Below are 23659 nucleotides of genomic sequence, written 5' to 3' on the forward strand. Positions count from 1 at the left end.
CTATTCGGTCACACGCCCGCAGTTTCAGTCTCGAGCAGTTTCAGCTCACGACCCGATCACATCACGGGAGTGGACCGCCTGCAGCGATCGCAGACAGTGTCGCGAACTCGTCAGCCTTGAGTGACGCGCCGCCGACAAGAGCACCGTCGACGTCGGTCTGGCCGACGATCTCTCCGACGTTCTTGGAGCTGACGCTACCGCCGTACAGGACGCGAACGCCGGCTGCGACCTCGGCGTCGGCAAGTTCGGCGACTGTTGCTCGCACCGCAGCGCACACTTCCTGTGCATCTGCGGCAGAAGCGACACGGCCGGTGCCGATGGCCCAGACAGGCTCGTACGCGATGACGATCTTGGAGATCTCCTCCGCGCTCAGGCCCGCCAACGAACCCTTGAGCTGGTCGACGTTGTAGGCGACGTGATCGCCGGCCTCGCGGATCTCGAGGCCTTCGCCGATGCACACGATCGGCGTGAGGCCGTTCTTGAGAGCGGCCTTGGTCTTCGCGAGGACGGTCTCGTTGGTCTCACCGTGAAGGGTGCGACGCTCCGAGTGACCGACCACGACGAAGGTGCAACCGAGCTTGGCCAGCATGGAGCCGCTGATCTCGCCCGTGAACGCGCCCGAGTCCTGAGCCGAGACATCCTGCGCGCCGTACGTGAGGAGGAGCTTGTCGCCCTCGATCAGCGTCTGGACGCTTCGGATGTCGGTGAACGGCGGGATGACCGTGACATCCACTTTGTCGAAGTACTTCGCAGGCAAGGAGAAAGCGATCTTCTGCACCAGGGCGATAGCCTCGAGGTGGTTCAGATTCATCTTCCAGTTGCCGGCGATCAACGGCTTACGTGCCATGTCGGATCAGCCTTCCAGTACTGCGATGCCAGGCAGCTCTTTGCCCTCGAGGTACTCGAGGGAAGCGCCACCACCGGTGGAAATGTGCGAGAAGCCCTCGTCCGGGATACCGAGCTGACGAACGGCTGCTGCGGAGTCGCCGCCGCCGACGACGCTGAAGGCACCCTTCTCGGTTGCCTCCACGATTGCCTCGGCGACACCGCGGGTGCCTGCCTCGAACTTCGGGAACTCGAACACGCCCATCGGGCCGTTCCAGAACACGGTCTTGGCGCCGGTCAGGATCGCGGCAAAGCGCTTGACCGACTCGGGTCCGATGTCCAGACCCATCCAACCGTCGGGAATCTCGTCGAACGGAACGATCTTCGACTCGGCATCGGCCGAGAAGGAGTCCGCGACAACAACATCCTGAGGGATGTGGATGACGTCGGCGTACCGGTCGAGGAGATCCTTGCAGGTCCCGATCATGGACTCTTCGCACAGCGAATTGCCCACGGACACACCCTGAGCCGCGAGGAACGTGTAGAACATTCCGCCGCCGATCACCAGAGTGTCGACCTTCGGTGCCAGTGCCTCGATGACGGCCAGCTTGTCCGAGACCTTGGAGCCGCCGAGCACCACCGCGTACGGACGCGCTGCGTCCTGCGTGAGCTTGGCGAGCACCTCGACCTCGGCGCCGACGAGGTAACCCGCGTAGTGCGGGAGCAGCTTCGCGACGTCGAAGACCGACGCCTGCTTGCGGTGAACAACACCGAATCCGTCGGAGACGAATGCGCCGTCGTCACCGACCAGCTCGACGAGAGCCTGGGCGAGCTTGACCCGCTCGGCTTCGTCCTTGCTGGTCTCGCGAGGGTCGAAACGGATGTTCTCGAGCATCAGGACGTCACCGTCGGTGAGTCCTTCGGAACGAGCCAGCGCGTCCTGTCCCACGACATCACCGGCGAGTTGCACGTTGCGACCGAGGATTTCGGCCAACTTCGCAGCAACCGGTGCGAGGGAGAACTTGGGATCGGGCTGACCGTCGGGGCGCCCGAGGTGCGCGGTCACGATGACCTTCGCTCCACCCTCGGCAAGTGCCCGCAGGGTGGGAGCGGACGCGACGATGCGGCCCGGGTCCGTGATTTCTCCGCCATCCAACGGGACGTTGAGGTCGGAACGCACCAGTACGGTGCGCCCCTCGACCCCAGCGTCCAGCAGATCCTTCAGCGTCTGAACTGCCACTGTTATCGAAACTCCGCTCAGAGAGACTTGGCGACGAGGCCGATGAGGTCGGCGAGGCGGTTGGAGTAGCCCCACTCGTTGTCGTACCAGGAAACGATCTTGACCTGGTCGTCGATGACCTTCGTCAGACCCGAGTCGAAGATCGACGAGTGCGGGTCGGTGACGATGTCCGAGGAGACGATCGGTGCGTCGGTGTACTTCAGGATGCCCTTGAGGGGTCCTTCGGCAGCAGCCTTCATCGCGGCGTTGATCTCGTCGGCGGTGGCCGACTTCTTCAGGTTCGCGGTGAGGTCGGTGACCGAGCCCGTGGGGATCGGCACGCGCAGTGCGTAGCCGTCGAGCTTGCCGAGCAGCTGCGGGAGGACCAGGCCGATTGCCTTGGCTGCACCGGTGCCGGTGGGAACGATGTTGAGGGCGGCTGCGCGGGCGCGACGGAGGTCTGCGTGCGGAGCGTCCTGCAGGTTCTGATCCTGGGTGTACGCGTGGATCGTGGTCATCAGACCCTTGACGATGCCGAACTCGTCGTCGAGAACCTTGGCGATGGGGCCGAGGCAGTTGGTGGTGCACGACGCGTTGGAGATGATGTTCTGGCTGCCGTCGTACTTGTCGTCGTTGACGCCCATGACGATGGTGATGTCTTCACCCTTGGCCGGAGCCGAGATGATGACCTTCTTGGCGCCGGCTTCGAGGTGTCCCTTGGCCTTTGCGGCGTCGGTGAAGATGCCGGTGGACTCGACGACGACGTCGACGCCCAACTCGCCCCAGGGAAGTTCGTTCAACGGGCCGCGGTGTGCGAGGGCCTTGATGCGCTGATCGCCGACAACGATCGTGTCGTCACCGTCGAGCGACACGTCGTACGGCAAACGGCCGAGGATGGAGTCGTACTTCAGCAGGTGAGCGAGCGTCGCATTGTCAGTCAGGTCGTTGACTGCCACGATCTCGATATCGGTGGTTCCGAGCGCCTTCTGCGCATCCACCGCCCTGAAGAAGTTACGTCCGATACGGCCGAAACCGTTTACGCCAACCCGGACAGTCACAATTCGCTCCTTTGACCATGATTCTGGTGTGCAACTTGACCCACGCATACTCCGAATCCGTGTGTGCACGACGCGGACGTGGGGTTCATCGGTCGATGTGACTCATACCCTAATGCGCGTGGCCCGAACGTGCGCAGCCCACCCTGACGGAGGGCAGGTCACCCCTCTTCGAGTAGCTCCGCATTCACTGCCGATTCGGTGTCGGGTATGCCCGTTTCCTTTGCCTTGCGATCAGCCATGGACAGCAGGCGACGGATACGTCCGGCAACGGCGTCCTTGGTCATCGGCGGGTCCGCCAACTGGCCCAGTTCCTCGAGGGACGCCTGTCGATGCTCGACGCGCAGTGCGCCCGCCGCGGCGAGGTGATCGGGCACGTCCTCGCCGAGGATCTCCAACGCACGCTCGACGCGTGCAGCAGCGGCAACGGCAGCGCGAGCCGAGCGTCGCAGGTTCGCGTCGTCGAAATTGGCGAGGCGATTGGCGGTGGCGCGGACCTCGCGTCGCATCCGTCGCTCCTCCCACACCAGACGCGTGTCCTGGGCTCCCATTCGGGTCAGGAGATCGCCGATGGCCTCGCCGTCGCGGATCACCACACGATCCGTTCCGCGCACCTCACGTGCCTTCGCCGAGATCCCGAGACGCCGCGCAGCTCCGACCAATGCCAGTGCGGCTTCCGGGCCCGGGCAGCTCACTTCGAGCGCCGACGAACGGCCGGGTTCGGTCAGGGAACCGTGCGCGAGGAACGCTCCGCGCCAAGCTGCTTCGGCGTCGCCGACACTTCCGCCGACCACCTGCGCAGGCAAGCCGCGAACCGGGCGTCCGCGAAGATCGAGTAGTCCCGTCTGGCGGGCGAGCGCCTCACCTTCCTTCGCCACGCGCACGATGTAGCGAGCGGACTTTCGAAGTCCGCCTGCACTGAGTACGTGAACGTCGGCGCTGTAAGTGAACAGGTCGAAGATCTCCCGGCGCAGACGTCGCGCCGTGGAGCCCAGATCGACCTCCGCTTCGACGACCACCCGGCCGCCGACTATGTGGAGTCCACCGGCAAAGCGCAGCAACGCGGAGACCTCTGCCTTGCGGCAGCTGACCTGAGTCACCACTAACCGGCTCAGTTCGTCCTTGACCTCCGCTGTCATTGCCACGAAGCGTTCTCCCTCTGTTCTTCGGAATACTGTTCTTGCCGGGAAGGCTGGTCTTGCCGGGAAGGCTGGTCTTGCCGGGAACGCTGTGTCGAATCCCCCACTGCCGCACTGCTCGACAGTTCGGCCAACACGTCGGCCAGTTTCGCCGGATCGTGTACATGCGCTGCGCCCGGTGAGGTGTCCGCGACTTCCGCGTACCTCACTTCGGCCGAAAATTGATCCGCCGCACGCTGCAGATGTTCACGTTCGCGCCCGGCCGGTACCGACGCCGAGTCGACCACCACGTAGTCGACCCGGAAATCGGGCACGTGTTGGGAGAGTACGTGCAGGTGACGCTCTGCGGAGAATCCGGCGGTCTCCCCCGGCTCGGGGGCGAGATTGAGCACCAGCACTTTTCGAGCCTTCGTCGACGAGAGTGATTCGACGAGTTCGGGTACCAGGACGTGCGGGATCACGCTCGAAAACCACGATCCGGGTCCGAGGACCACGAGATCGGCACGATCGATCGCGGTCACGGCGTCGGGGCACGCGGGAGGATTGGACGGGAGCAGTCTCACGCGCCGGACCTTGCCCGGCGTCGTCGCGACGGCAACCTGTCCACGAATGCAGCGGCTGACGCGGGGGTCCTCTTCGAGTCCTTGAACGTCGGCTTCGATCTCGAGCGCGATCGGCGACATCGGCAACACACGGCCGCGGATTCGCAGCAGTCGCGCCATCTCGTCGAGCGCGACCACTGGATCACCGAGCACCTCGGTGAGGCCGGCCAGGATGAGATTGCCCACCGAGTGCCCGGCGAGCGCGCCGACCCCGCCGAAGCGATGCTGGATGGTCCGCGTCCAGTCGACTATCTCGGGTTCGTCGGACGCCAGAGCCGCCAGCGCCATCCGTAGGTCGCCGGGCGGGATGACGCCGAGCTCGGCGCGCAGCCGGCCCGAGGAACCACCGTCGTCGGCGACCGTGACCACCGCGGTGACGTCGACAGTCAGGCGTCTGACGGCTTGGAGGGTGGCGAACAATCCGTGCCCGCCGCCCAGAGCGACGATGGCCGGCCCCTCGAGTGCTTCCGGCGAGCGCTGTGTCGGTTCACTCATTCGCGCCCCAGATCCCGGTGCACGATGCTGACCGAGATGTCTTCCTCGGAACCCAGACGCCTCGCGAGAGCTTCGGACATGGCCACGCTGCGGTGCTTACCGCCGGTGCACCCGACCGCAATTGTCATGTAGCGCTTTCCTTCTCGTCGATATCCAGCGATCGTCAAATCCACCAGATGACGGTAGGTGTCGAGATAGTCTTCGGCGCCCTCTCGGGACAACACGTAGTCGCGGACGTCGGCATCTTGACCGGTGTGCGGACGAAGTTCGGGGATCCAGTGGGGATTGGGCAGGAATCGAACGTCACAGACGAGATCGGCATCCATCGGCAGGCCGTACTTGAATCCGAACGACTGAACCGTCACCTTCATCGTGCGGTTTGCATCGTTCCCGAACGCGGTTTCGATCTTCTGACGCAGCTGATGAGCCTTCAACGCCGACGTGTCGATGACCAGATCGGCGGCCGCCTTCACCACGGCCAACTGCCGACGCTCGGCTGCGATCCCCTCGGACAACGTGCCGTCGATGCCGTCGTTCTGCAAGGGATGGCTGCGGCGCACCTGTTCGAACCGCCGGATCAACACGTCGTCCGATGCTTCGAGGTAGAGCACCCGGGTGTGGATCGGTTCCGCCTCGAGTTCGGTGAGCACCCAACCGAGGTCTCCGGTGAAGAGTCGACTTCGCACGTCGATCACGACGGCGAGACGATCGACCGGCGGATCGGAGGTCAAGCTCAGACCGACCATCCGGGAAATCAGCTCAGGTGGCAAATTGTCCGCGACATACCAGCCGAGGTCTTCGAGCACCTTGGCCGCGGTACTCAAACCTGCTCCGGACAATCCCGTCACCAGCAGGAAATCCATCGTTCGACTGTCTTTGGCGCTGTCGGTAGTCACTGTGCACTCGGCCCCGTCGTCGGCATGGACAATTCTCGCGACTCGGAGCCCTCGTCACCGCTACCGGATTCAGCGCTGGGCGCGTCAGCAGACGTAACAGACGATTCGGATTCCGTGTCCAGCTCATCATCCCCTACCGCGGCGGGCAGCGCTCGAGCTTCAGCACCCGCATCGGCCGCAGCCGAATCCGTTCCCAGTGCGGCCAGAACTGCTGTGGCGGTGGTCTCACCGATACCAGGGACCTGCATGATCTCCTCGACCGTTGCCGTTTTCAGCTTCGCCACGGAACCGAAGTGAGCCACCAGAGCGGTACGACGGGTTTCACCGAGCCCCTTGACCGAGTCCAACGCCGAAGCCGTCATGCGCCTCGAGCGCTTGCTGCGATGGAAGGTGATCGCGAAGCGGTGAGCTTCGTCGCGGATGCGCTGCAGTAGGTACAGCGACTCACTCGTTCGGGGAAGGATCACCGGATCTTCCTCGCCCGGCACCCATACCTCTTCGAGGCGCTTGGCCAACCCGACCACCGCGACGTCGGTGACCCCCAACTCGTCGAGGACAGCAGCTGCCGCCGTGACCTGAGGGGCGCCGCCGTCCACGACGAACAGATTGGGTGGATACGCGAAGCGCCGAGGCCGACCGGTGGCCGGGTCGATCGCCGCTTCGGGAGCGAGATCCCCGCCGTCCGCGTCCATGGTCGACGCCGACGCCGCGAGGACGCCCAGGTCGCGGTTGTGGCGCAGGAACCGCCTGCGGGTGATCTCGGCGATACTCGCCACGTCGTCGGAATGACCGTCGCCGGCAGCTTCCTTGATCGCGTAGTGCCGGTAGTCCGACTTGCGCGGGAGCCCGTCCTCGAACACGACCAGTGACGCCACGACGTCGGTTCCCTGGACGTGACTGATGTCGATACATTCGATTCGTAGCGGAGCCGAATCCAGGTCCAGCGCTTCTTGAATGCCCTGCAGCGCCGCTGATCGTGAAGTGAAATCCCCGGCGCGCTTCAGCTTGTGCTGCGCCAGAGCCTCTTTCGCGTTTCGCTGGACTGTTTCGGCGAGGTCCTTCTTGTCGCCGCGTTGCGGAACCCGCAGTTGCACTTGCGATCCCCGAAGCTCGCTCAACCACGCCTGGATCTCGGTCGCGTTTGCCGGCAGAACCGGCACCAGAACTTCCTTGGGTACGGCACTGATCCCGGCCCCGGAGCCCGCTCCCGGGTCGAGGGCCGCCTGCTCGCCGTAGAACTGCGTGAGGAACTGTTCGACCAGAATCGGCAGGTCCGACTCGGCGTCGAGCGCAGCCCAGTCGATGGCGTCGCCTGCCTTCTCCACGACCCATCCACGCTGACCGCGCACTCGTCCGCCGCGCACGTGGAACACCTGGACAGCGGCCTCGAGATCATCGGTGGCAAAAGCGACGAGATCGGCGTCGGTGCCGTCACCGAGCACCACTGCCTGCTTCTCGAGTGCCTTACGCAAGGCTCCGATGTCGTCGCGCAGACGAGCTGCGGTCTCGAAGTCGAGATCCTCGGAAGCCTGCTGCATGCGCTTCTCGAGGTCTTTGACCAGCTTGTCGGTGCGGCCGGCGAGGAAGTCACAGAAATCTTCGACGATCTGTCGATGCTCGATGGCACTGACGCGGCCGACGCAGGGCGCCGAGCACTTGTCGATGTAGCCGAGCAGACACGGACGGCCGATCTGGTTGTGCCGTTTGAAGACTCCGGACGAGCACGTTCGTGCGGGAAAGACTCGTAGCAGCAGATCGAGAGTTTCGCGGATCGCCCAGGCATGGGAGTAGGGACCGAAGTACCGGACGCCCTTGCGCCGCGGACCGCGGTAGACGAACAACCGCGGGAACTCTTCGTTGAGCGTCACAGCGAGAACCGGATATGTCTTGTCGTCGCGGTACCGCACGTTGAACCGCGGATCGAATTCCTTGATCCAGTTGTACTCGAGCTGAAGCGCTTCGACTTCGGTACTGACGACGGTCCACTCGACGCTGCCGGCAGTGGTCACCATCTGCCGCGTACGGGGATGAAGCGTCGTGACGTCCGCGAAGTACGAGTTCAAACGTGAACGGAGGCTTTTCGCCTTTCCGACGTAAATGACCCGACCATGCGGATCACGAAATTTGTAGACGCCCGGCGCGGCCGGAATGGTTCCGGTAGCGGGGCGGTAAGTCGAGGGATCCGGCACGGTTTCAGGTTAGTCGCCGCCACCGACCGACTCGGAAACGCGCAGGATGCGGGCACCGAACCGGCCGGAAGACGTCAGTTGCTCTTGTGCGCGACCGGTGCGTAGCGGTCGGCGAGTTCGCGGAACTTACCGACCGTGTCGACGGCGTACTCGCGGTCGTTGGACTGGATCGCCATCACTGCCATGTACTCGTCGTCGGGCAATTCGATGCGTGCCCAGGCGGCGCCGTCGGGGAACGAGAGCCCCTCGAACAGATCCCAGTCGACGATCTTCTCGCCCAGGATGTTTCGTACGGCGATTCCCTGCTTACCCACCTTGACCCGAGGCCGGGTCAACATCAGTACACCGAGAGCAAGAACGGTGCCGATGCCTGCCATCGCAATTTGGTCCGCGGCGCGGAAGTACACGCCGGTGGACCCCTGACGGAGCAGGAGCGCAAGTGTGACGTGAACGATCACCAGAAGGACAGCGACGCCGATCGCGTACCGCGTCGACTTACGCGGTGAGGCGATCAGTTCCCAGTTCTCGTTGTCGCCGGGTGTGCTCATCGAAACGAATCCTCGGTCCATGGTGCTCGGAGATGACGCAGGGTCACTGCGGTGTCCAGTGCGGCGGCGCAGGCCTGTGCGCCCTTGTCCTCGACGCTACCCGGCAGACCCGAACGGTCAAGAGCCTGCTGCTCGGTGTCGGTGGTCAGGACACCGTTCCCCACGGGAGTACTTTCGTCGAGCGAGACGCGTGTGAGGCCGGCGGTGACCGCGTCGCACACGTACTCGAAGTGCGGAGTACCACCGCGGATGACGACGCCGAGTGCAACAACGGCGTCGTGGGTGCGAGCCAACGCCTGCGCAACGACCGGCAGTTCGATCGCACCGGCGACACGGACCAGTGTCACGTCCTTGATCTGTGCCTGCTCGGCGACGCGCTGTGCGCCGGCGATCAGGGCCTCGGAAATCGTCGCGTGCCACTGCCCGGCAACGATCGCCAGCTTCAGATCCTTGGCCTCGGCGATCGCGAGCTGCGGCTGACCTTCGCCGCTCACAGTGCGGTTCCGGGCTGTGCGGAGTTCTGGTTCGCCTCGTACTCGTCGAGTCCGATCAGATCGTGGCCCATCCGGTCACGCTTGGTGCGCAGGTAGGTGAGGTTTTCGGCATTCGCGCGCAGTGGCATCGGAACGCGGTCGGTGATCTGCAGGCCGTAGCCGTCCAGACCGACACGCTTGGCCGGGTTGTTGGTCAGCAGGCGCATCGACGAGATGCCCAGATCGACGAGGATCTGCGCACCGATGCCGTAGTCGCGGGCGTCGGCCGGTAGCCCGAGTTCGAGATTGGCGTCGACGGTGTCGGAACCGGCGTCCTGGAGCTGGTAAGCCTGCAGCTTGTGCATCAGACCGATGCCGCGACCCTCGTGTCCGCGCATGTACAGGACAACGCCCCGGCCCTCCTGAGCGACCATGTCCAGTGCAGCATCGAGTTGCGGGCCGCAGTCGCACCGCAGCGAACCGAAGACGTCGCCGGTGAGGCACTCGGAGTGAACGCGGACGAGTACGTCGCTACCGTCACCGTCCGGGCCCGCGATGTCGCCGCGCACCAGCGCGACGTGCTCGACCTCGTCGTAGATGCTCGTGTAGCCGACAGCGGTGAACTCACCGTGACGGGTGGGGATGCGGGCTTCGGCGATACGCAGCACGTGCTTCTCGTGCTTGCGACGCCACGCGATGAGGTCGGCGATCGAGATCAGAGCGAGGTTGTGTTCGTCGGCGAAGACTCGCAACTCGTCGGTCTGAGCCATCGCGCCCTCGTCCTTCTGGCTGACGATTTCGCAGATGACGCCGGCGGGACGCAGGTCCGCCATGCGGGCGAGGTCGACTGCGGCTTCCGTGTGGCCCGGACGACGCAGTACTCCGCCTTCCTTCGCGCGGAGCGGCACGACATGGCCGGGACGAGTGAAATCGTTGGCGCCGGTTTCGGGGTTGGCGAGCAGACGCATCGTCGCAGCGCGGTCCGATGCCGAGATGCCGGTACCGATTCCCTCACGGGCGTCGACGGTGACGGTGTAGGCCGTGCCGTGCTTGTCCTGGTTGGTGGCGTACATCGGGGGCAGGCCCAACCGATCGCAATCGTCACCGTCGAGCGGCACACACAGGTAGCCGGAGGTGTAGCGAACCATGAACGCCACCAGTTCCGGGGTGGCCTTCTCGGCGGCGAAGATGAGATCGCCTTCGTTCTCACGATCCTCGTCGTCCACAACGACAACAGCTTTACCTGCAGCGATATCTGCTACTGCGCGCTCGATACTGTCGAACCTGGTCACGTGCTCGCACTCCAAAGTCTTGACTTTTCACATCATCGAATACAACGAGTGCATCCGACGGATGCACTCACAACCCTACGACCAATCGGACGGGTCCGATCAGCCTGGTCCTACCGACCGGCAGAGTGAAGCCGCTCGACGTACTTCGCGATCACGTCCACCTCGAGGTTCACCGGAGTACCGACCACCGCGGTACCGAGCGTCGTCAACTCCAACGTCGTGGGGATCAGTGAGATCTCGAAGTACTCGAACCCACGGTCGCCGCCCAGCGCGGAAACCGTCAGCGAGACACCGTCGACGGTGATCGAACCCTTCTCCACGACGTAACGGGAAATGGAGTCCGGCAGTGCGATCCGCACTACCTCCCAGTTCTCGGAAGGCGAGCGGGAGATGACATGGCCCGTTCCGTCGACGTGCCCTTGAACCAGGTGGCCACCGAGTCGGCTGTTCAGCGCCGCGGCGCGCTCGAGGTTGACGCGAGAACCGACGTCCAACTTCGCCAGGCTCGAGCGGTTCAGCGTTTCCTGCATGACGTCTGCGGTGAACGAACCGTCGGCAAGCACGTCGACGACCGTCAGGCACACCCCGTTGACCGCGATCGAATCACCGTGACCGGCGTCGGAGGTGACCAGTGGCCCGCGCACCGTGAACCGTGCAGCATCGACCAGTTCTTCCTTGGCGACAATTTCGCCGAGTTCTTCCACAATTCCTGTGAACACGCGCCCTACTCCTCGTTCCCCGGAGCAAAACTCTCCGGAACCAGACTCAACAAAATATCGGGGCCGATCGTTACCGCGGACTCCAAACGGAATCGGTGGGCGTCGGTAATGGTGTGCACGCCGGCATCGACGAGCGCCGAAGCGCCCGCGCCGAGAAGTATCGGCGCGATGTACGCCTCGATGACGTCGACATATCCGGCGGCGAGGAATGCTCCGGCCAGACGTGGCCCACCTTCGAGCAGTACATCTGTGTACTCCCCCAACGCCTCGATTACTTCGTCGATGTTGTCGGTGTTGAGTACCAGAGTCGGTGCGGTGTCATCGAGAACGCTTGCAGTCGAAGGTATTTCACGTTTTCCGACGACGACGCGCACGGGCTGGTGCCCCGCGAGCTCACCCGTGGGCTGACGCGCCGTCAGCCACGGGTCGTCGGCGAACACGGTGCCGGTGCCGACCACAATTGCGTCGATCTGTGCCCGCTGCGCATGCACGCGCGCTCTCGCCTGCGGACCGGTGATCCACTGACTCGTTCCGTCCTCGGCGGCGCTGCGTCCGTCCAGACTGGCCGCGTATTTCCACGTGATGTGCGGGCGACCGGTCCGCTGTTTGTGCAGCCAGGGTCGCAGTGGACCAGCTTCCACCTCGGGTGCTCGCAGGCCGGCCGTCACGCTGATGCCGGCTCGCATGAGCGTCGCTGCGCCGCCGGAGGCTTCCGGATTGGGATCACCGACTGCGTAGACAACCGCCGAGACTCCGGCGTCGATCAACGCCTGTGAGCACGGGCCGGTTCGTCCCTGGTGATTGCACGGTTCCAGAGTCACCACTGCCGTACCGCCACGCGCTGCATCGCCGGCCTCGTCGAGAGCCACGACCTCCGCGTGCGGTCCGCCGGGCGGTTGCGTCATACCGACGCCCGCGATGGTGCCGTCGGCCGCCAGGATGACCGCGCCGACGGGCGGGTTGGGGCTGGTGAATCCGCGCGCGGAATCAGCTGCGGCCAGCGCGATCTGCATCGCGGCGTCGAGATCAGCCGTCGACGCCTGTCCACCCTTTGCCATCGAGCGGCTCAGACCGACAGCGTCAGGTGCGGCGACGCCGAGGCAGCCTGCGCACGGAGCTTGCGCACCGCCTCACCGGGATCGCTGGCTCCGTACACCGCCGAACCGGCGACGAAGCAGTCGATACCGGCTTCCGCTGCCTGCTCGATCGTGGAAGCGTTGATGCCGCCGTCGATTTCGACGAGCAGCGTCAACTCACCCGAATCGACGAGCTTGCGAATTGCGCGTGCCTTGTCGAGCACCTGCGGCATGAAGGACTGGCCGCCGAAGCCGGGTTCGACGCTCATGATCAGAAGGGTGTCGAAGTCCTTGAGGATTTCGAGGTAGTCGTCGATCGGGGTTCCCGGCTTGACGCTCAGTCCGGCCTTGGCGCCCGCTGCACGAATGTCACGGGCAACCGAACGCGGATCGTCGGTGGCCTCGGCGTGGAACGTGACGTTGTACGCGCCGGCCTCGGCGTACGGCGGTGCCCAGCGCTCCGGGTTCTCGATCATGAGGTGGCAGTCGAGCGGAATATCCGTCGCCTTCAGCAGACTCTCGACGACGGGCAGACCGAGCGTGAGATTGGGAACAAAATGCGCGTCCATCACGTCGACGTGAAGCCAGTCGGAGCCGGACACGGCAGTCGCTTCATCGGCGAGTCGAGCAAAATCTGCGGACAGAATGGACGGTGCAATCATCGGGGAAGCCACGACGCCGAGTTTAGCTGTGCTTCATTGCCGACCGTGCATGCCCGTCATCAGAGAACGGCCACACCGTTGGACAGGCGCAATCCGATCAGTTCTTCACGACACTGCGAAGCTTGCGCACCTTGGCGGGTGCCTTGATTCGCCACGCATCTTCGAGCATCTCCGCCAATTGCACCTCGTCGATCAGTTCGAGGTGCACGAGGATGGAGCCGTGCCCGTGATAGTGATCTGTCGTGAAGAAAGGCGCCTCACCACTGGCGAGTAGCGCTTCCTTCTCGTCCAGACCGCACATCAAGACCAAAGCGCCCTCCGCTTCGGTGCGGAGTCGCGCAAAAGTCTTGCCTGCCACCTTGAGTGCCGGGGTGTTGTACGAGGTCGACTCCTCCACGGAGGGAAGAGCCGAACCCAGTACTACAACCTGTTCCCACGTAACCATGTAGGCACCATACGACTACCGATGCCCAGAAGTCATCCGATCAGGCCAGCGGCTTGCGCAAAGCGGCCATGAACATCGCGTCCGTGCCGTGCCGGTGCGGCCACAACTGAACCGAAGTCCCGTCTCCGACGTCCGGAACACCGGGCACCAATTCCTTGGTGTCGAGTTCCACGACGCCGTGACGCCTCACTGCGTCGGCGACGACTGCCAGCGTTTCCGACAGGTGCGGCGAACACGTCGAGTACAGCACCACTCCGCCGGGGCGTACCAGTTCGATTGCAGCGGCGAGCAATTCGCGCTGCAACTTCACGAGCGGCGCGACATCGGACGGCTGGCGACGCCAACGAGCTTCCGGGCGCCGGCGCAGGGCGCCCAAGCCGGTGCAGGGAGCGTCGACGAGGATGCGGTCGTATCCGGGTTCGAGTCCGGATTCGCGGCCGTCCGCCACGTGCACGTCCACGGGAAGCTCGCGAGTGGTCTTGCGGATCAGTTCGGCACGGTGTTCGACGGGCTCGACGGCGTCGAGCCGTCCGCCTTCGATACCGGCAAGAGCGCCGAGAAGCGCCGCCTTGCCTCCTGGACCTGCGCAGAGGTCGAGCCAGCGGCCGGCGTCGTCACCTTCGAGAGGAGCAATGCTGAGGGCGCGGGCAACCAGCTGACTGCCCTCGTCCTGCACGCCCGCCAAGCCTTGGCGAACCGCCTCGAGCTGTCCGGGGTCACCGCCGTCGAGATGCACGGCGTACGGCGAGTACGGCCCGATCTCGCCGCCGGTCACCAACGCGAGCTCCTCGGCGGAGATCTCACCGGGGCGGGCGACGAGGTGCACGGCGGGGCGGGCGTCGTCGGCGATCAGGACGTCTTCGAGCTCTCCGGCTGCGGCGCCGAGCGAATCCGAAAACACCTGCGCGATCCACAGAGGGTGAGCGTGCTCGAAGGCGAGTCGGCCGATCGGGTCCTTCGGGGCCAGCAACTCGACCCACTCGTCCTGAGTGCGTTCGGAGACACGACGCAGGACTGCGTTGACGAATCCTGCTCGGCCCTGACCGTTTTCGGCGCGAACGAGGTCGACCGAGGTGGCAACAGCGGCGTGTGGGGCAACGCGGGTCCGCAGCAGTTGATACGAGCCCAGACGGAGAACGTCGAGCAGGGTTCCGTCGATCTCCTCGATCGGTCGACCCGCTGCGTGCGCGATGACCGCGTCCAACAGACCCTGCGCGCGTGCGGCGCCGTACGCGAGTTCGGTTGCCAGCGCAGCGTCGCGCGCGTCGAGCTTGCGATCGCGAAGCAGTCCGGGCAGTACCAGGTTGGCGTACGCGTCACGTTCACGAACCGCGCGCAGTACGTCGCGCGCAGCCAGGCGCGGCTGATCGAGCCCGGCGGTGGCCGGATCCGGGCGCTTGGCCTGCGTCGGCTTGGTGTTCTTTCCACCGGCCGCGTTCTTGGCTCCGGGACCCTGTGTCCGTCGTGCCGGTCGTCGTGATTCGGTCACTGTGCTCGTACCTCCGCGTCGAGTCGGGCACCGCGTGCCCAGTCCCCTGCCGACATCAATTTCTTGCCCGGGGGCTGAATCTGCCCGAGTCGTACCGCGGTGGTCGCGGTACCGATGTACAGACCATCCTTGCGTACCGAGATCTCACCGATTGCCAGGGTCTCGTCCGTGACGGTGACCGGCCCGACCTTGACCCGTAGGTCACCGATCATCGTCCACGCGCCGGGCGCGGGGGTGACGGCCCGGATGTGACGGTCGATGGTGCGCGCGGGCAATTCCCACTTCACACGGGCAGCGTCCACCGTCACCTTGGGGGCGTACGAGACGCCGTCGGCAGACTGTGGAACGGCGTTGATCTCGCCGGCTTCGAGCCCGTCGAGTACCGATTCGAGCAGAGCGGCGCCGTTTTCCGCCAGACGCCCGAGTAGGTCGCCTGCGGTGTCGGTGTCACGAATGCGCTCGGTCATCACTCCGTACACCGGGCCGGTATCCATGCCGGCTTCCAAACGAAACGCGCTGGCTCCGGTCACCTCGTCACCGGCACTGATCGCGGCCTGCACAGGCGCGGCACCGCGCCAGGCGGGGAGCAGGGAGAAATGCAGATTGACCCAACCGAATTTCGGGATGTCGAGTACGTTCTGCGGCAACAAGTTTCCGTAGGCGACGACGGGTGCGCAGTCCGGTTCGAGCCGTGCGAGTTCGGCCGCGAAGTCGGGATCGGACGCCTTGGTCGGGGTCAGCACCGGGATGTCGTGCTCGTCGGCGAGCAATCCGATCGGCGATCGGGTGACTTTTCGGCCTCGACCGGCAACGGCGTCCGGACGCGTGACGACAGCGACGACTTCGTGGTTGGCCGACTCGATCAGCCGACGCAAGGAGGGAACAGCGGGTTCCGGCGTCCCGGCGAACACGACGCGCATGTCAGCTCTCCCGTTTCGGTGGGCTCTTCGGACTCTGATCAGCCGATCGGCCTGTCGAACGCGGTGGACTGCAACTCACGAAAATGCTCCCGGATGTGTCGGTGGATGGAACTCTCAGTCTAAGGACTGCACGAGCTGCGACCTACCTCGCGCCACACCGAACCACTTTCTCGAGAATTTCTTTGATCAGAACCCTGCAGATTCACCGGTTGTCGGTATTGACTGTCTCTGTCGTCGCCACTCGGCGAAGGCTGATACGGGATACACCGATCACACGGAGGAACTTAGATGGCAGGCATCGACAGTAAGTTCGACAAGGCCTACGCAGGAAAGTCCGTCGAAGAATTGGCGGATGCCCCGGTCGCGGCACTCAACGGTGTAAGCGATTCGGATGCAGAGCATTTGAAGGCAGCGTTCAACATCAAGACCGTCCGCGATCTCGGAACCAACAAGTTCTTCCTCTGGGCACAGGCCACTGCCAAGCTCGCCGAGTAGAGATTCCGACCCACGTGAACTCGACGCTCACGAATTGGCGTCGATGACCACTTGCGGAATATCCGTGCCGAGCGGCACCGCGCTGCACGAAGCGTGCCGCTCGGCATCGGGGTCGAGGACCGTCCGGATGACGTCGATCACGTAGGGGTCGTACGGCATGCGGAAATGACCGGTCAGGTTGGACGGGCACAGATCCTGGAGGACGATGTTCTCCGCACCGGCGTCGCGCAGTGCGATGTTCGAGGACGGCTGGATCATCTCGTCGACAGTCGACCCGATTGTCGTGTAGCGCACACCGGGCACGGTGTCGCCACCGTCGTTGAGGGCGTTCAACGTATCGGAACCCTGCATCTGCTCGCGGACAGCTCGGGAGAAGACTTCTTCGACGAAGTCTTCTCCGCCGGGTATCGCGCGGACGATCGGAACCAACCCGAACATCACACCGCCGTACGTCGGCGATGCCAACCCGACCCAATGGTCGACGTACTGGTTCCCGCCCATCTTGTTGACGTAGTACCGCGTCACCGTCGCGCCTTGGGAGTAGCCGATCACGTCGACCTTCTCCGCGCCTGTCGCAGTCAGTACCTGATCGACGAAGGAGCCGAACGCGGCGGCACTACCGACGATGTCGCCGACGCCGTACGTCTCGTGTGCGACGTCCCCGCGTTCTTCTTTGATCGCACCGCCGTAGTTGAGGGCGAATACGCAATAGCCGTCCTCGGCGAGTGCGGGTGACAGCGCCGCCCAATCCGCGTACGCCTCGGTGTCGGTCCCGTGGGCGAGCACAACCGGCCGGGGATGCGCTGCGGAGGGCGCACATCCGAAATCGTTCGACCCGGCTGGGGCAGATCCGGGATGCGCATGCGCGAATGCGGTGGCCACGGAACGGGACACCTGGCCTGGGCCGATGTCGAGGGGAACGTCCATCGCGTCGGCACTCGCGGACGGGAGCGCCGGTGCGGCAGCCGATATCGCGGGCGGTGCTCCGATCAGCAGCGCCACCGCTACCGAAAATGTCAGTCCCACAGACCGTTTGACGCCAGACATTGTTCCTGCTCCTGCTCTGATCCTACGAGGGAGCTGACCGTAACACCAGAAAGTTCGGGGCGCATACCCTACCGAACAGTAGGTATCTGACGTCTCAATTGCCGCCTTCACCGGCATCGTCACCGGCAAGTACTCGGTACAGAGACTTGCGTGCCTCGACCAGCACGTCGGCTGCGGCCTTGACCTGCGCGGGCGTGCCTACAGCGGCCACTTGACCGGCTGCGCCCATCAGCTGACCGATCAGCTCACGAAGGTCCTGCTCCGGCTCTCCGACACTGAGACGAACGTCATCCCACGGCGCTCCGAGATCGGCGCGATGCTCCTCGACGTACACGACCCCTTCTTCGGTCAGCTTCGCGGTCTTGCGACCGGCGACCTTGTCGATGATCACCAGACCTTCGTCCTCGAGCTGGGACAGGGCGGGATAGATGGAGCCCGGACTCGGCTTCCAGACGCCGCCGCTGCGCTCGACGATCTGTTGAATCAATTCGTAGCCGTGCATCGGTTCTTCGGCGATCAAGAGCAGAATCGCGGCGCGCACGTCTCCGCGACGACCGCGGCCACCACGTCCTCGCCCGCGACCGAACTGTGCGCCCGGACCGAAGCCGGGGCCGGGTCCGCCGTCGGGACCGAACCGTCCTCGTCGGTGGCCTCTGCGTGGCATGTCGCCGAAGCCCGGACGCTCGTGCGGTCGACCACGACGCCCTCCGTCGTGATCGCGGGGACCGTCATCCGGCGTGCCGTCGTCCGTCGGCACCCACATCGCAAAGGGCGGCCGCTGCTCACGTCCGAAAGCGCCGAAAAAGCCTCGACGGCCGAACATCCCCTCGTTCGGGAAACTTGCATCCATCGTCAAACCTCCATCACTATCGTTGATAGTTCGACGATATATCGCCATACTGGGTTGCGCAAGATTTCCGGTACGCGTAAGGACCCACCTGCCAATGCGAGACTCAGCCGATGCGGCGCGGATCGATCTGAATGCGGACCGGACCCGAAGACTTCCGCGCACTACGCGCGGCACGCGCATGTGCCAGAGCATCCGCAAGGCCGCGACCGTCCTTACGTGGGACGCGGACCAGCATTCGCTCCGGCGCGACACCACTCTCGTCCTCGCCGGAATACGGAAGCCGCTCCCCCGCAGGCAATTCCACCGGGCCGAGCAGCACAGCACTCGCCGGTAGCTCAGCCGACTCCACCAGCTCCGCGATCGCCGCGGATCCACCGTCGATCGCAGCCATGTGCACGGCCGGAGGAAAGCCGACCTCGTCTCGCTCCTCGAATTGAGACTGTGCGTGCCCCACCGGATCCCACCGGACCAACGCCTGCACCGTCGGGATACCCGAGTCCGCGACAACCACAACTTCCCCGCCTTCGGACAGCGGAATCACCATGGCAGCAGCCGACATCCAGCGTCTGAGCGTTTCCTCGGCGGCGCGCAGGTCCGGCCGGCCGAGCAACGCCCAACCGTCGAGCAGAAGCGCGGCGCCGTAGCCGCCCGTCATCACCGGCTCCGCACCGACCGTCGAAACCACCAACGCGGGCCCGTGCGGCAGTTCCTTGACCACGTCACCGCCCCCGGACAGCACGACTTTCACTCCGGGAAACGCGCGCCCGAGCTCTTCTGCAGTGCGGCCGGCGCCGACAACCACTGCGCGCAGTGCTTTCGCGCCGCACGCATGACAACGGTAGGCGGCATCGGCAACCCCGCACCAGCGGCACGCCGGCGTCCCGGCGCCGTCCGGACCAGCCGCAGCGGGAAGCGCCAATGGGCCGTTGCACCGACGGCACCGTGCCGGGGCACGGCACTTTCCGCAGGCCAAGGTCGGTACGTACCCCCGGCGCGGTACCTGCACCAGGACTCCGTTGCCCTCGCCCAGGGCGCGCCGGGCAGCCGCGAATGCAATGGCGGGCAAACGAGCCGCTCTTGCTCCTGGATCGCGGGCCAAGGCTTGATCGCTGTCGGCCAGCGCCGTGATCTTGGGTGCGTGGGCCCGAACGACGTCCCGCGTGGCGACGAGATCATGCGCCCACCCCGAATCGACAAGGACTTGGGCTTCTGCCGTTCGTGAGAACCCGCCGATCACAACCGTGCACCCGGCGACGTAGCCACGCAGGACGGCAACTTCGCGGGCATGCGGATACGGCGACCGCGGCTCGGAGAGATTGTCGTCGCCGTCGTCCCAGACGACAACCAGACCGGTCTCGGGGGTCGGCGCGAAAACAGCGCTCCGCGTGCCGACGACGATCCGGGCGGTCCCGCGCAGTGCAGCGAGCCACTTTCGGTATCGCATGGCCGGTCCCAGTCCCGCGGACAGACCCACCACTGCATCAGCTCCGGAGAGTTCGGTGCATGCGGCGACGACGCGGTCCAGGTCGCGTTGGTCGGGCACAACCAGAATCGCGGATTTCCCGCTTGCCGCTACAGCGCCGGCGAGTTCGGCCAGACGCAACGGCCAGTTTTCGCCGGGCAACGCCTGCCAGACTGCGCGCGGACTCTTCGATTCGCGAATCGCGGTCAGGAATGCGTCACCGAATCTGTAGAGATGCCAACCATTTTCGATCGGTTCCGGCGCGGACGGCGGCTCGGCAGGCTCCCACACTTCGGCTTCGACCTTCGCGTGGCGCGGCGGTACCGCCAAGCGGAGAACATCGGCACGGGTTCCGGCGTAGCGTTCGGCCACGCGGTCGACTACCTGCGCGATTTCGGCCGTCAGGACCCGCTCGGACGAGATGACGCGTTCGAGCCAGCCGAACTTCCCCTGGTGGTCACTGGTTGCCTCGCGCGAGACGATGAAGCCGTCCACCAACCGACCAGCGAAGCGGATACGCACCCGGACTCCGGGCTGCGCATCCGCTTCGAGTTCACGAGGAACGAGGTAGTCGAATTCACGGTCGAGGTGAGCGAGCGGGAGCATCGGCAGCACCCGGGCGACCGGATCGACTTCTGCCGCTACTCTTTCCGCGCCCACCCGCGCCCCGTCTGTACGTCAGTGATCAGAGACCAGCTGCGCTACGCAGCTTGTCGGCACGATCGGTGCTCTCCCACGGAAGGTCGATGTCGGTGCGACCGAAGTGACCATATGCCGCCGTCTGCGCGTAGATCGGGCGCAGCAGGTCGAGGTCGCGAATGATCGCTCCCGGACGCAGGTCGAAGATCTCGGTGATCGCCTTCTGGATCCGTGCCGGATCGGTCTTCTCGGTGCCGAAGGTTTCGACGAAGAGCCCGACCGGAGCTGCCTTGCCGATGGCGTAGGCGACCTGAACCTCGATGCGGTCGGCCAGACCTGCGGCAACAGCGTTCTTGGCCACCCAGCGCATGGCGTAGGCAGCGCTGCGGTCGACCTTTGACGGGTCCTTGCCGGAGAACGCGCCGCCGCCGTGACGAGCCATTCCGCCGTACGTGTCGACGATGATCTTGCGACCGGTCAAACCGGCGTCACCCATCGGACCACCGAGGACGAACTTGCCCGTCGGGTTGACCAACAGACGAACGTCGGAGGTGTCCAGGTCGGTGAGGTTCACGTCGGTCAGCACCGAGTGGAGTACCTTCTCACGAAGGTCCGGCGTCAGCAGGTTGTCGAGATCGATGTCCGCTGCATGCTGGGTGGAGATGACCACGGTGTCGAGACGGACGGCCTTGTCGCCGTCGTACTCGATGGTGACCTGGGTCTTGCCGTCCGGGCGCAGGTACGGCAGCACGCCGGACTTGCGGACCTCGGTCAACCGGCGAGACAGACGATGCGCCAGCGCGATGGGCAGCGGCATCAGTTCCGGGGTGTCGGTGGTGGCGTAGCCGAACATCAGGCCCTGGTCGCCTGCACCCTGACGGTCGATCTCGTCGTCACTGATTCCGTCGACGCGAGCCTCGTGCGAGTGATCGACACCCTGCGCGATCTCGGGCGACTGGGCGCCGATCGCGACGTTCACGCCGCACGAGTTTCCGTCGAAGCCCTTTGCGGAGCTGTCGTAGCCGATCTCGAGGACCGTGTCGCGCACGATCTTCGGGATATCCGCGTACGCAGTGGTGGTGACCTCGCCGGCTACGTGAACCTGGCCGGTGGTGACCAGCGTCTCGACGGCCACGCGAGCGCGCGGGTCCTGGGTGAGCAGCGCGTCGAGGATCGAGTCGCTGATCGCGTCACAGATCTTGTCCGGGTGCCCCTCGGTGACGGACTCGCTGGTGAATAGCCGACTGCCGGACTTGCTCACAGATCTCCCTCTCGACGACTGAGTTCTTGACTACAGCTTATTGAAGTATCCGAATCACCGTTCGGTGACCGTTTTGTCATGCTTTGTTAGCTGGGGGCTGAGCCGACGATAACGGTTGGACCGCCTGCGCAACACCCTTGCACTCACCCGATTATCGTGGGGTAACTCTCACCACCGGGCGCGTGTCGCTACTCGGGGAAGAGCTTGACCAGGGCGTCGAGCACTCGGCTGGCCATCAGGGCCTTGGATCCGTGCTCGAGAGCGGACTCCGAACTGTCCGAACCGAGCAGCCAACCGTCGTTGTGATCGACCTCGAATGCCTTGCCCTCGCCGACAGCATTGACGACGAGGAGGTCGCAGCCTTTGCGGGCAAGCTTGGAACGGGCGTAACTGAGGACGTCACCGTGAGCGTCACCTGTCTCTGCGGCGAATCCGACGATGACCGTTCGAGCATCCAGATCGCCGTCACGACGCGCTTCGACGAGGCCGGCGAGTATGTCGGCATTCCGAGTGAGGCTGATCGAGTCGGGTTCGTTTGCGCCCTTCTTGATCTTGCTGCCTTCGACGGTGGTGGGGCGGAAGTCCGCGACAGCCGCAGCCATGACGACCCCGTCGTGTCCGGGCGCGTGCTTCTCCACTGCCAGTCGGAGATCTTCGGCCGTCTTGATGTGCACGACGTCGACGGCAGCAGGGTCGGCGAGATCGGCCGTGTAGCCGGCGATCAGTGTGACGTGCGCGCCGCGTTGTGCGGCCAGACGGGCGAGTGCGTATCCCTGTTTGCCCGAGCTGCGATTACCGAGAAAACGCACGGGATCAAGGGGCTCGCGAGTACCGCCGGCGGTGACCAGAATGCGGCGACCTTCCAGGTCTCGCGGCAATGCATCCGAGCGCTCGAGGAGCAACGACGCCAAACCGACGATTTCGTCAGGCTCGGGAAGTCGCCCCGCTCCGGTGTCTTTACCGGTCAAACGCCCGGAGGCAGGTTCGATCACGTGGACGCCGCGCGAGCGCAGTGTCGCGACATTGGACACCGTTGCGGGGTGTTCCCACATCTCGGTGTGCATTGCGGGGGCGAAGACGACCGGACAGCGAGCGGTCAGCAAAGTGGCCGTCAACAGGTCGTCTGCGCGGCCCATGACGGCTCGCGCCATCAGATCAGCTGTAGCCGGCGCGATGACGACCAGGTCGGCTTCCTGCCCGAGACGGACATGCGGAACCTGCGGGACGTCGTTGAAGACGCCGGTGTGAACCGGGTTACCGGAGAGTGCTTCGAACGTGGCGCGGCCGACGAACTCCAGAGCGGATTCGGTCGGAATCACGCGGACGTGATGACCACTCTCGGTGAAGCTGCGGATGATCGAGCACGCTTTGTACGCGGCGATACCCCCACCGACACCGACGACGATGCGCTTACGTATCGATGTGGGTGCGTCGGACACTCCCCCGACACCCGAACGAGGTTCGGGTGCGGCAGACGTGGTGCTCACTCGCCTTCGGTGTGCTCGAGGAGATCAGCGTGGATTTCACGCAACGCGATGGACAGCGGCTTTTCCTGCAGACCGGGCTCGACCAGGGGTCCGACGTATTCGAGGATGCCGTCACCGAGCTGGTTGTAGTAGTCGTTGATCTGGCGCGCACGCTTGGCCGAGTAGATGACCAGGGCGTACTTGGAAGAGGTGCGTTCGAGCAACTCGTCGATCGGCGGGTTGGTGATGCCGAGCGGGGTGTCGTAGGCAGGCAGAGCGCCCTGACCTGCTGCGGACGCGGCTGAAGTGCTGCTCACTCTTGTGTCTCCTGAATTAGATCTTCGTTGAAGAACTAGATTTATCGTTCCGGATATCTGAGAAACGGGGCGGAAATC

At 64.7% G+C, this 23659-nt stretch carries 23 protein-coding genes; 1 reads left to right on the plus strand and 22 read right to left on the minus strand.

Annotation, left to right across the window (positions count from 1 at the left end; all coding sequences use genetic code 11):
• Positions 1-61: 61 nt before the first annotated feature.
• The 16 genes from tpiA to fmt form a co-directional block, all read right to left on the minus strand.
• Positions 62-847: a triose-phosphate isomerase gene (gene tpiA, locus ACFQ6H_RS18545; RefSeq protein WP_019748390.1), complete on the minus strand. Its 786-nt coding sequence runs from the start codon at positions 845-847 to the stop codon at positions 62-64.
• A gap of 6 nt (positions 848-853) precedes the next feature.
• Positions 854-2065 carry a phosphoglycerate kinase gene (locus tag ACFQ6H_RS18550; protein ID WP_378533134.1) on the minus strand — a complete coding sequence of 404 codons (1212 nt, stop codon included), beginning with the start codon at positions 2063-2065 and terminating at the stop codon, positions 854-856.
• Between the two features lie 17 nt (positions 2066-2082).
• Positions 2083-3102: a type I glyceraldehyde-3-phosphate dehydrogenase gene (gene gap, locus ACFQ6H_RS18555; protein ID WP_003944851.1), complete on the minus strand. Its 1020-nt coding sequence runs from the start codon at positions 3100-3102 to the stop codon at positions 2083-2085.
• Positions 3103-3260: 158 nt separating this feature from the next.
• The gene (gene whiA, locus ACFQ6H_RS18560; RefSeq protein ID WP_230815559.1) at positions 3261-4244 is read right to left on the minus strand and encodes a DNA-binding protein WhiA; all 984 of its coding nucleotides are present in this window, start codon (positions 4242-4244) and stop codon (positions 3261-3263) included.
• Complete coding sequence (yvcK, locus tag ACFQ6H_RS18565) at positions 4235-5335, minus strand: uridine diphosphate-N-acetylglucosamine-binding protein YvcK (protein ID WP_378647796.1); 1101 nt, start codon at positions 5333-5335, stop codon at positions 4235-4237. The genes whiA and yvcK overlap by 10 nt, the downstream gene beginning before the upstream one ends.
• On the minus strand, positions 5332-6231 hold the full coding sequence (gene rapZ, locus ACFQ6H_RS18570; protein ID WP_172436543.1) for an RNase adapter RapZ: 900 nt from the start codon (positions 6229-6231) through the stop codon (positions 5332-5334). The genes yvcK and rapZ overlap by 4 nt, the downstream gene beginning before the upstream one ends.
• Entirely contained in the window at positions 6228-8420 is a 2193-nt protein-coding gene (gene uvrC / locus ACFQ6H_RS18575) for an excinuclease ABC subunit UvrC (protein ID WP_378630260.1), read from the minus strand. Before uvrC ends, rapZ begins: the two co-directional genes overlap by 4 nt.
• Positions 8421-8494: 74 nt before the next feature.
• Positions 8495-8968 (minus strand): PH domain-containing protein, encoded by a 474-nt coding sequence (locus ACFQ6H_RS18580; RefSeq protein ID WP_378445951.1) that lies wholly within the window; start codon positions 8966-8968, stop codon positions 8495-8497.
• A complete protein-coding gene (gene ribH, locus ACFQ6H_RS18585) occupies positions 8965-9462 on the minus strand; it encodes a 6,7-dimethyl-8-ribityllumazine synthase (protein ID WP_230815555.1) in 498 nt (165 codons plus the stop codon). The genes ACFQ6H_RS18580 and ribH overlap by 4 nt, the downstream gene beginning before the upstream one ends.
• Positions 9459-10733, minus strand: coding sequence for a bifunctional 3,4-dihydroxy-2-butanone-4-phosphate synthase/GTP cyclohydrolase II (locus ACFQ6H_RS18590; protein ID WP_378544332.1), 1275 nt, complete (start codon positions 10731-10733; stop codon positions 9459-9461). The genes ribH and ACFQ6H_RS18590 overlap by 4 nt, the downstream gene beginning before the upstream one ends.
• Before the next feature lie 110 nt (positions 10734-10843).
• Positions 10844-11452, minus strand: a complete 609-nt coding sequence (locus ACFQ6H_RS18595; protein WP_003944892.1) for a riboflavin synthase — start codon at positions 11450-11452, stop codon at positions 10844-10846.
• Between the two features lie 5 nt (positions 11453-11457).
• Entirely contained in the window at positions 11458-12510 is a 1053-nt protein-coding gene (gene ribD, locus ACFQ6H_RS18600) for a bifunctional diaminohydroxyphosphoribosylaminopyrimidine deaminase/5-amino-6-(5-phosphoribosylamino)uracil reductase RibD (RefSeq protein ID WP_378647806.1), read from the minus strand.
• Between the two features lie 8 nt (positions 12511-12518).
• On the minus strand, positions 12519-13202 hold the full coding sequence (rpe, locus tag ACFQ6H_RS18605; RefSeq protein ID WP_230815552.1) for a ribulose-phosphate 3-epimerase: 684 nt from the start codon (positions 13200-13202) through the stop codon (positions 12519-12521).
• A gap of 85 nt (positions 13203-13287) precedes the next feature.
• Complete coding sequence (locus tag ACFQ6H_RS18610; RefSeq protein WP_283304635.1) at positions 13288-13635, minus strand: MmcQ/YjbR family DNA-binding protein; 348 nt, start codon at positions 13633-13635, stop codon at positions 13288-13290.
• Between the two features lie 40 nt (positions 13636-13675).
• Positions 13676-15124, minus strand: a complete 1449-nt coding sequence (locus ACFQ6H_RS18615) for an RsmB/NOP family class I SAM-dependent RNA methyltransferase (RefSeq protein WP_378647808.1) — start codon at positions 15122-15124, stop codon at positions 13676-13678.
• A complete protein-coding gene (gene fmt / locus ACFQ6H_RS18620) occupies positions 15121-16044 on the minus strand; it encodes a methionyl-tRNA formyltransferase (RefSeq protein ID WP_378445948.1) in 924 nt (307 codons plus the stop codon). The genes ACFQ6H_RS18615 and fmt overlap by 4 nt, the downstream gene beginning before the upstream one ends.
• A gap of 288 nt (positions 16045-16332) precedes the next feature.
• Here fmt and ACFQ6H_RS18625 point away from each other — a divergent pair, with 288 nt between their 5' ends.
• A complete protein-coding gene (locus ACFQ6H_RS18625) occupies positions 16333-16539 on the plus strand; it encodes a hypothetical protein (protein ID WP_003944900.1) in 207 nt (68 codons plus the stop codon).
• 27 nt (positions 16540-16566) lie between these two features.
• Here the strand turns inward: ACFQ6H_RS18625 and ACFQ6H_RS18630 are convergent, their stop codons facing one another.
• The 6 genes from ACFQ6H_RS18630 to rpoZ all read right to left on the minus strand — a co-directional run bounded on the left by ACFQ6H_RS18630 (position 16567) and on the right by rpoZ (position 23581).
• The gene (locus ACFQ6H_RS18630) at positions 16567-17586 is read right to left on the minus strand and encodes an esterase/lipase family protein (RefSeq protein WP_378647810.1); all 1020 of its coding nucleotides are present in this window, start codon (positions 17584-17586) and stop codon (positions 16567-16569) included.
• 94 nt (positions 17587-17680) lie between these two features.
• Positions 17681-18349, minus strand: a complete 669-nt coding sequence (locus ACFQ6H_RS18635) for a PadR family transcriptional regulator (protein WP_378647893.1) — start codon at positions 18347-18349, stop codon at positions 17681-17683.
• 190 nt (positions 18350-18539) lie between these two features.
• Positions 18540-20558, minus strand: coding sequence for a primosomal protein N' (locus ACFQ6H_RS18640; protein WP_378647812.1), 2019 nt, complete (start codon positions 20556-20558; stop codon positions 18540-18542).
• A gap of 25 nt (positions 20559-20583) precedes the next feature.
• Positions 20584-21798 (minus strand): methionine adenosyltransferase, encoded by a 1215-nt coding sequence (gene metK / locus ACFQ6H_RS18645; RefSeq protein WP_003944827.1) that lies wholly within the window; start codon positions 21796-21798, stop codon positions 20584-20586.
• Between the two features lie 188 nt (positions 21799-21986).
• Positions 21987-23285 carry a bifunctional phosphopantothenoylcysteine decarboxylase/phosphopantothenate--cysteine ligase CoaBC gene (coaBC, locus tag ACFQ6H_RS18650; protein ID WP_378647814.1) on the minus strand — a complete coding sequence of 433 codons (1299 nt, stop codon included), beginning with the start codon at positions 23283-23285 and terminating at the stop codon, positions 21987-21989.
• On the minus strand, positions 23282-23581 hold the full coding sequence (gene rpoZ / locus ACFQ6H_RS18655) for a DNA-directed RNA polymerase subunit omega (RefSeq protein WP_003944996.1): 300 nt from the start codon (positions 23579-23581) through the stop codon (positions 23282-23284). The genes coaBC and rpoZ overlap by 4 nt, the downstream gene beginning before the upstream one ends.
• Positions 23582-23659: the final 78 nt, after the last annotated feature.

The organism is Rhodococcus sp. NPDC056506 (assembly GCF_042794945.1).
GTDB lineage: Bacteria > Actinomycetota > Actinomycetes > Mycobacteriales > Mycobacteriaceae > Rhodococcus_F.

Excerpts from the sequence above, each read along its gene's own strand:
- tpiA (WP_019748390.1), bottom strand. The coding sequence starts at position 847 with ATGGCACGTAAGCCGTTGATCGCCGGCAACTGGAAGATGAATCTGAAC.
- yvcK (WP_378647796.1), bottom strand. The coding sequence starts at position 5,335 with ATGAGTGAACCGACACAGCGCTCGCCGGAAGCACTCGAGGGGCCGGCC.
- ACFQ6H_RS18580 (WP_378445951.1), bottom strand. The coding sequence starts at position 8,968 with ATGAGCACACCCGGCGACAACGAGAACTGGGAACTGATCGCCTCACCG.
- ribD (WP_378647806.1), bottom strand. The coding sequence starts at position 12,510 with ATGGCAAAGGGTGGACAGGCGTCGACGGCTGATCTCGACGCCGCGATG.
- ACFQ6H_RS18610 (WP_283304635.1), bottom strand. The coding sequence starts at position 13,635 with ATGGTTACGTGGGAACAGGTTGTAGTACTGGGTTCGGCTCTTCCCTCC.
- fmt (WP_378445948.1), bottom strand. The coding sequence starts at position 16,044 with ATGCGCGTCGTGTTCGCCGGGACGCCGGAACCCGCTGTTCCCTCCTTG.
- ACFQ6H_RS18625 (WP_003944900.1), top strand. The coding sequence starts at position 16,333 with ATGGCAGGCATCGACAGTAAGTTCGACAAGGCCTACGCAGGAAAGTCC.
- ACFQ6H_RS18630 (WP_378647810.1), bottom strand. The coding sequence starts at position 17,586 with ATGTCTGGCGTCAAACGGTCTGTGGGACTGACATTTTCGGTAGCGGTG.
- ACFQ6H_RS18635 (WP_378647893.1), bottom strand. The coding sequence starts at position 18,349 with ATGTGGGTGCCGACGGACGACGGCACGCCGGATGACGGTCCCCGCGAT.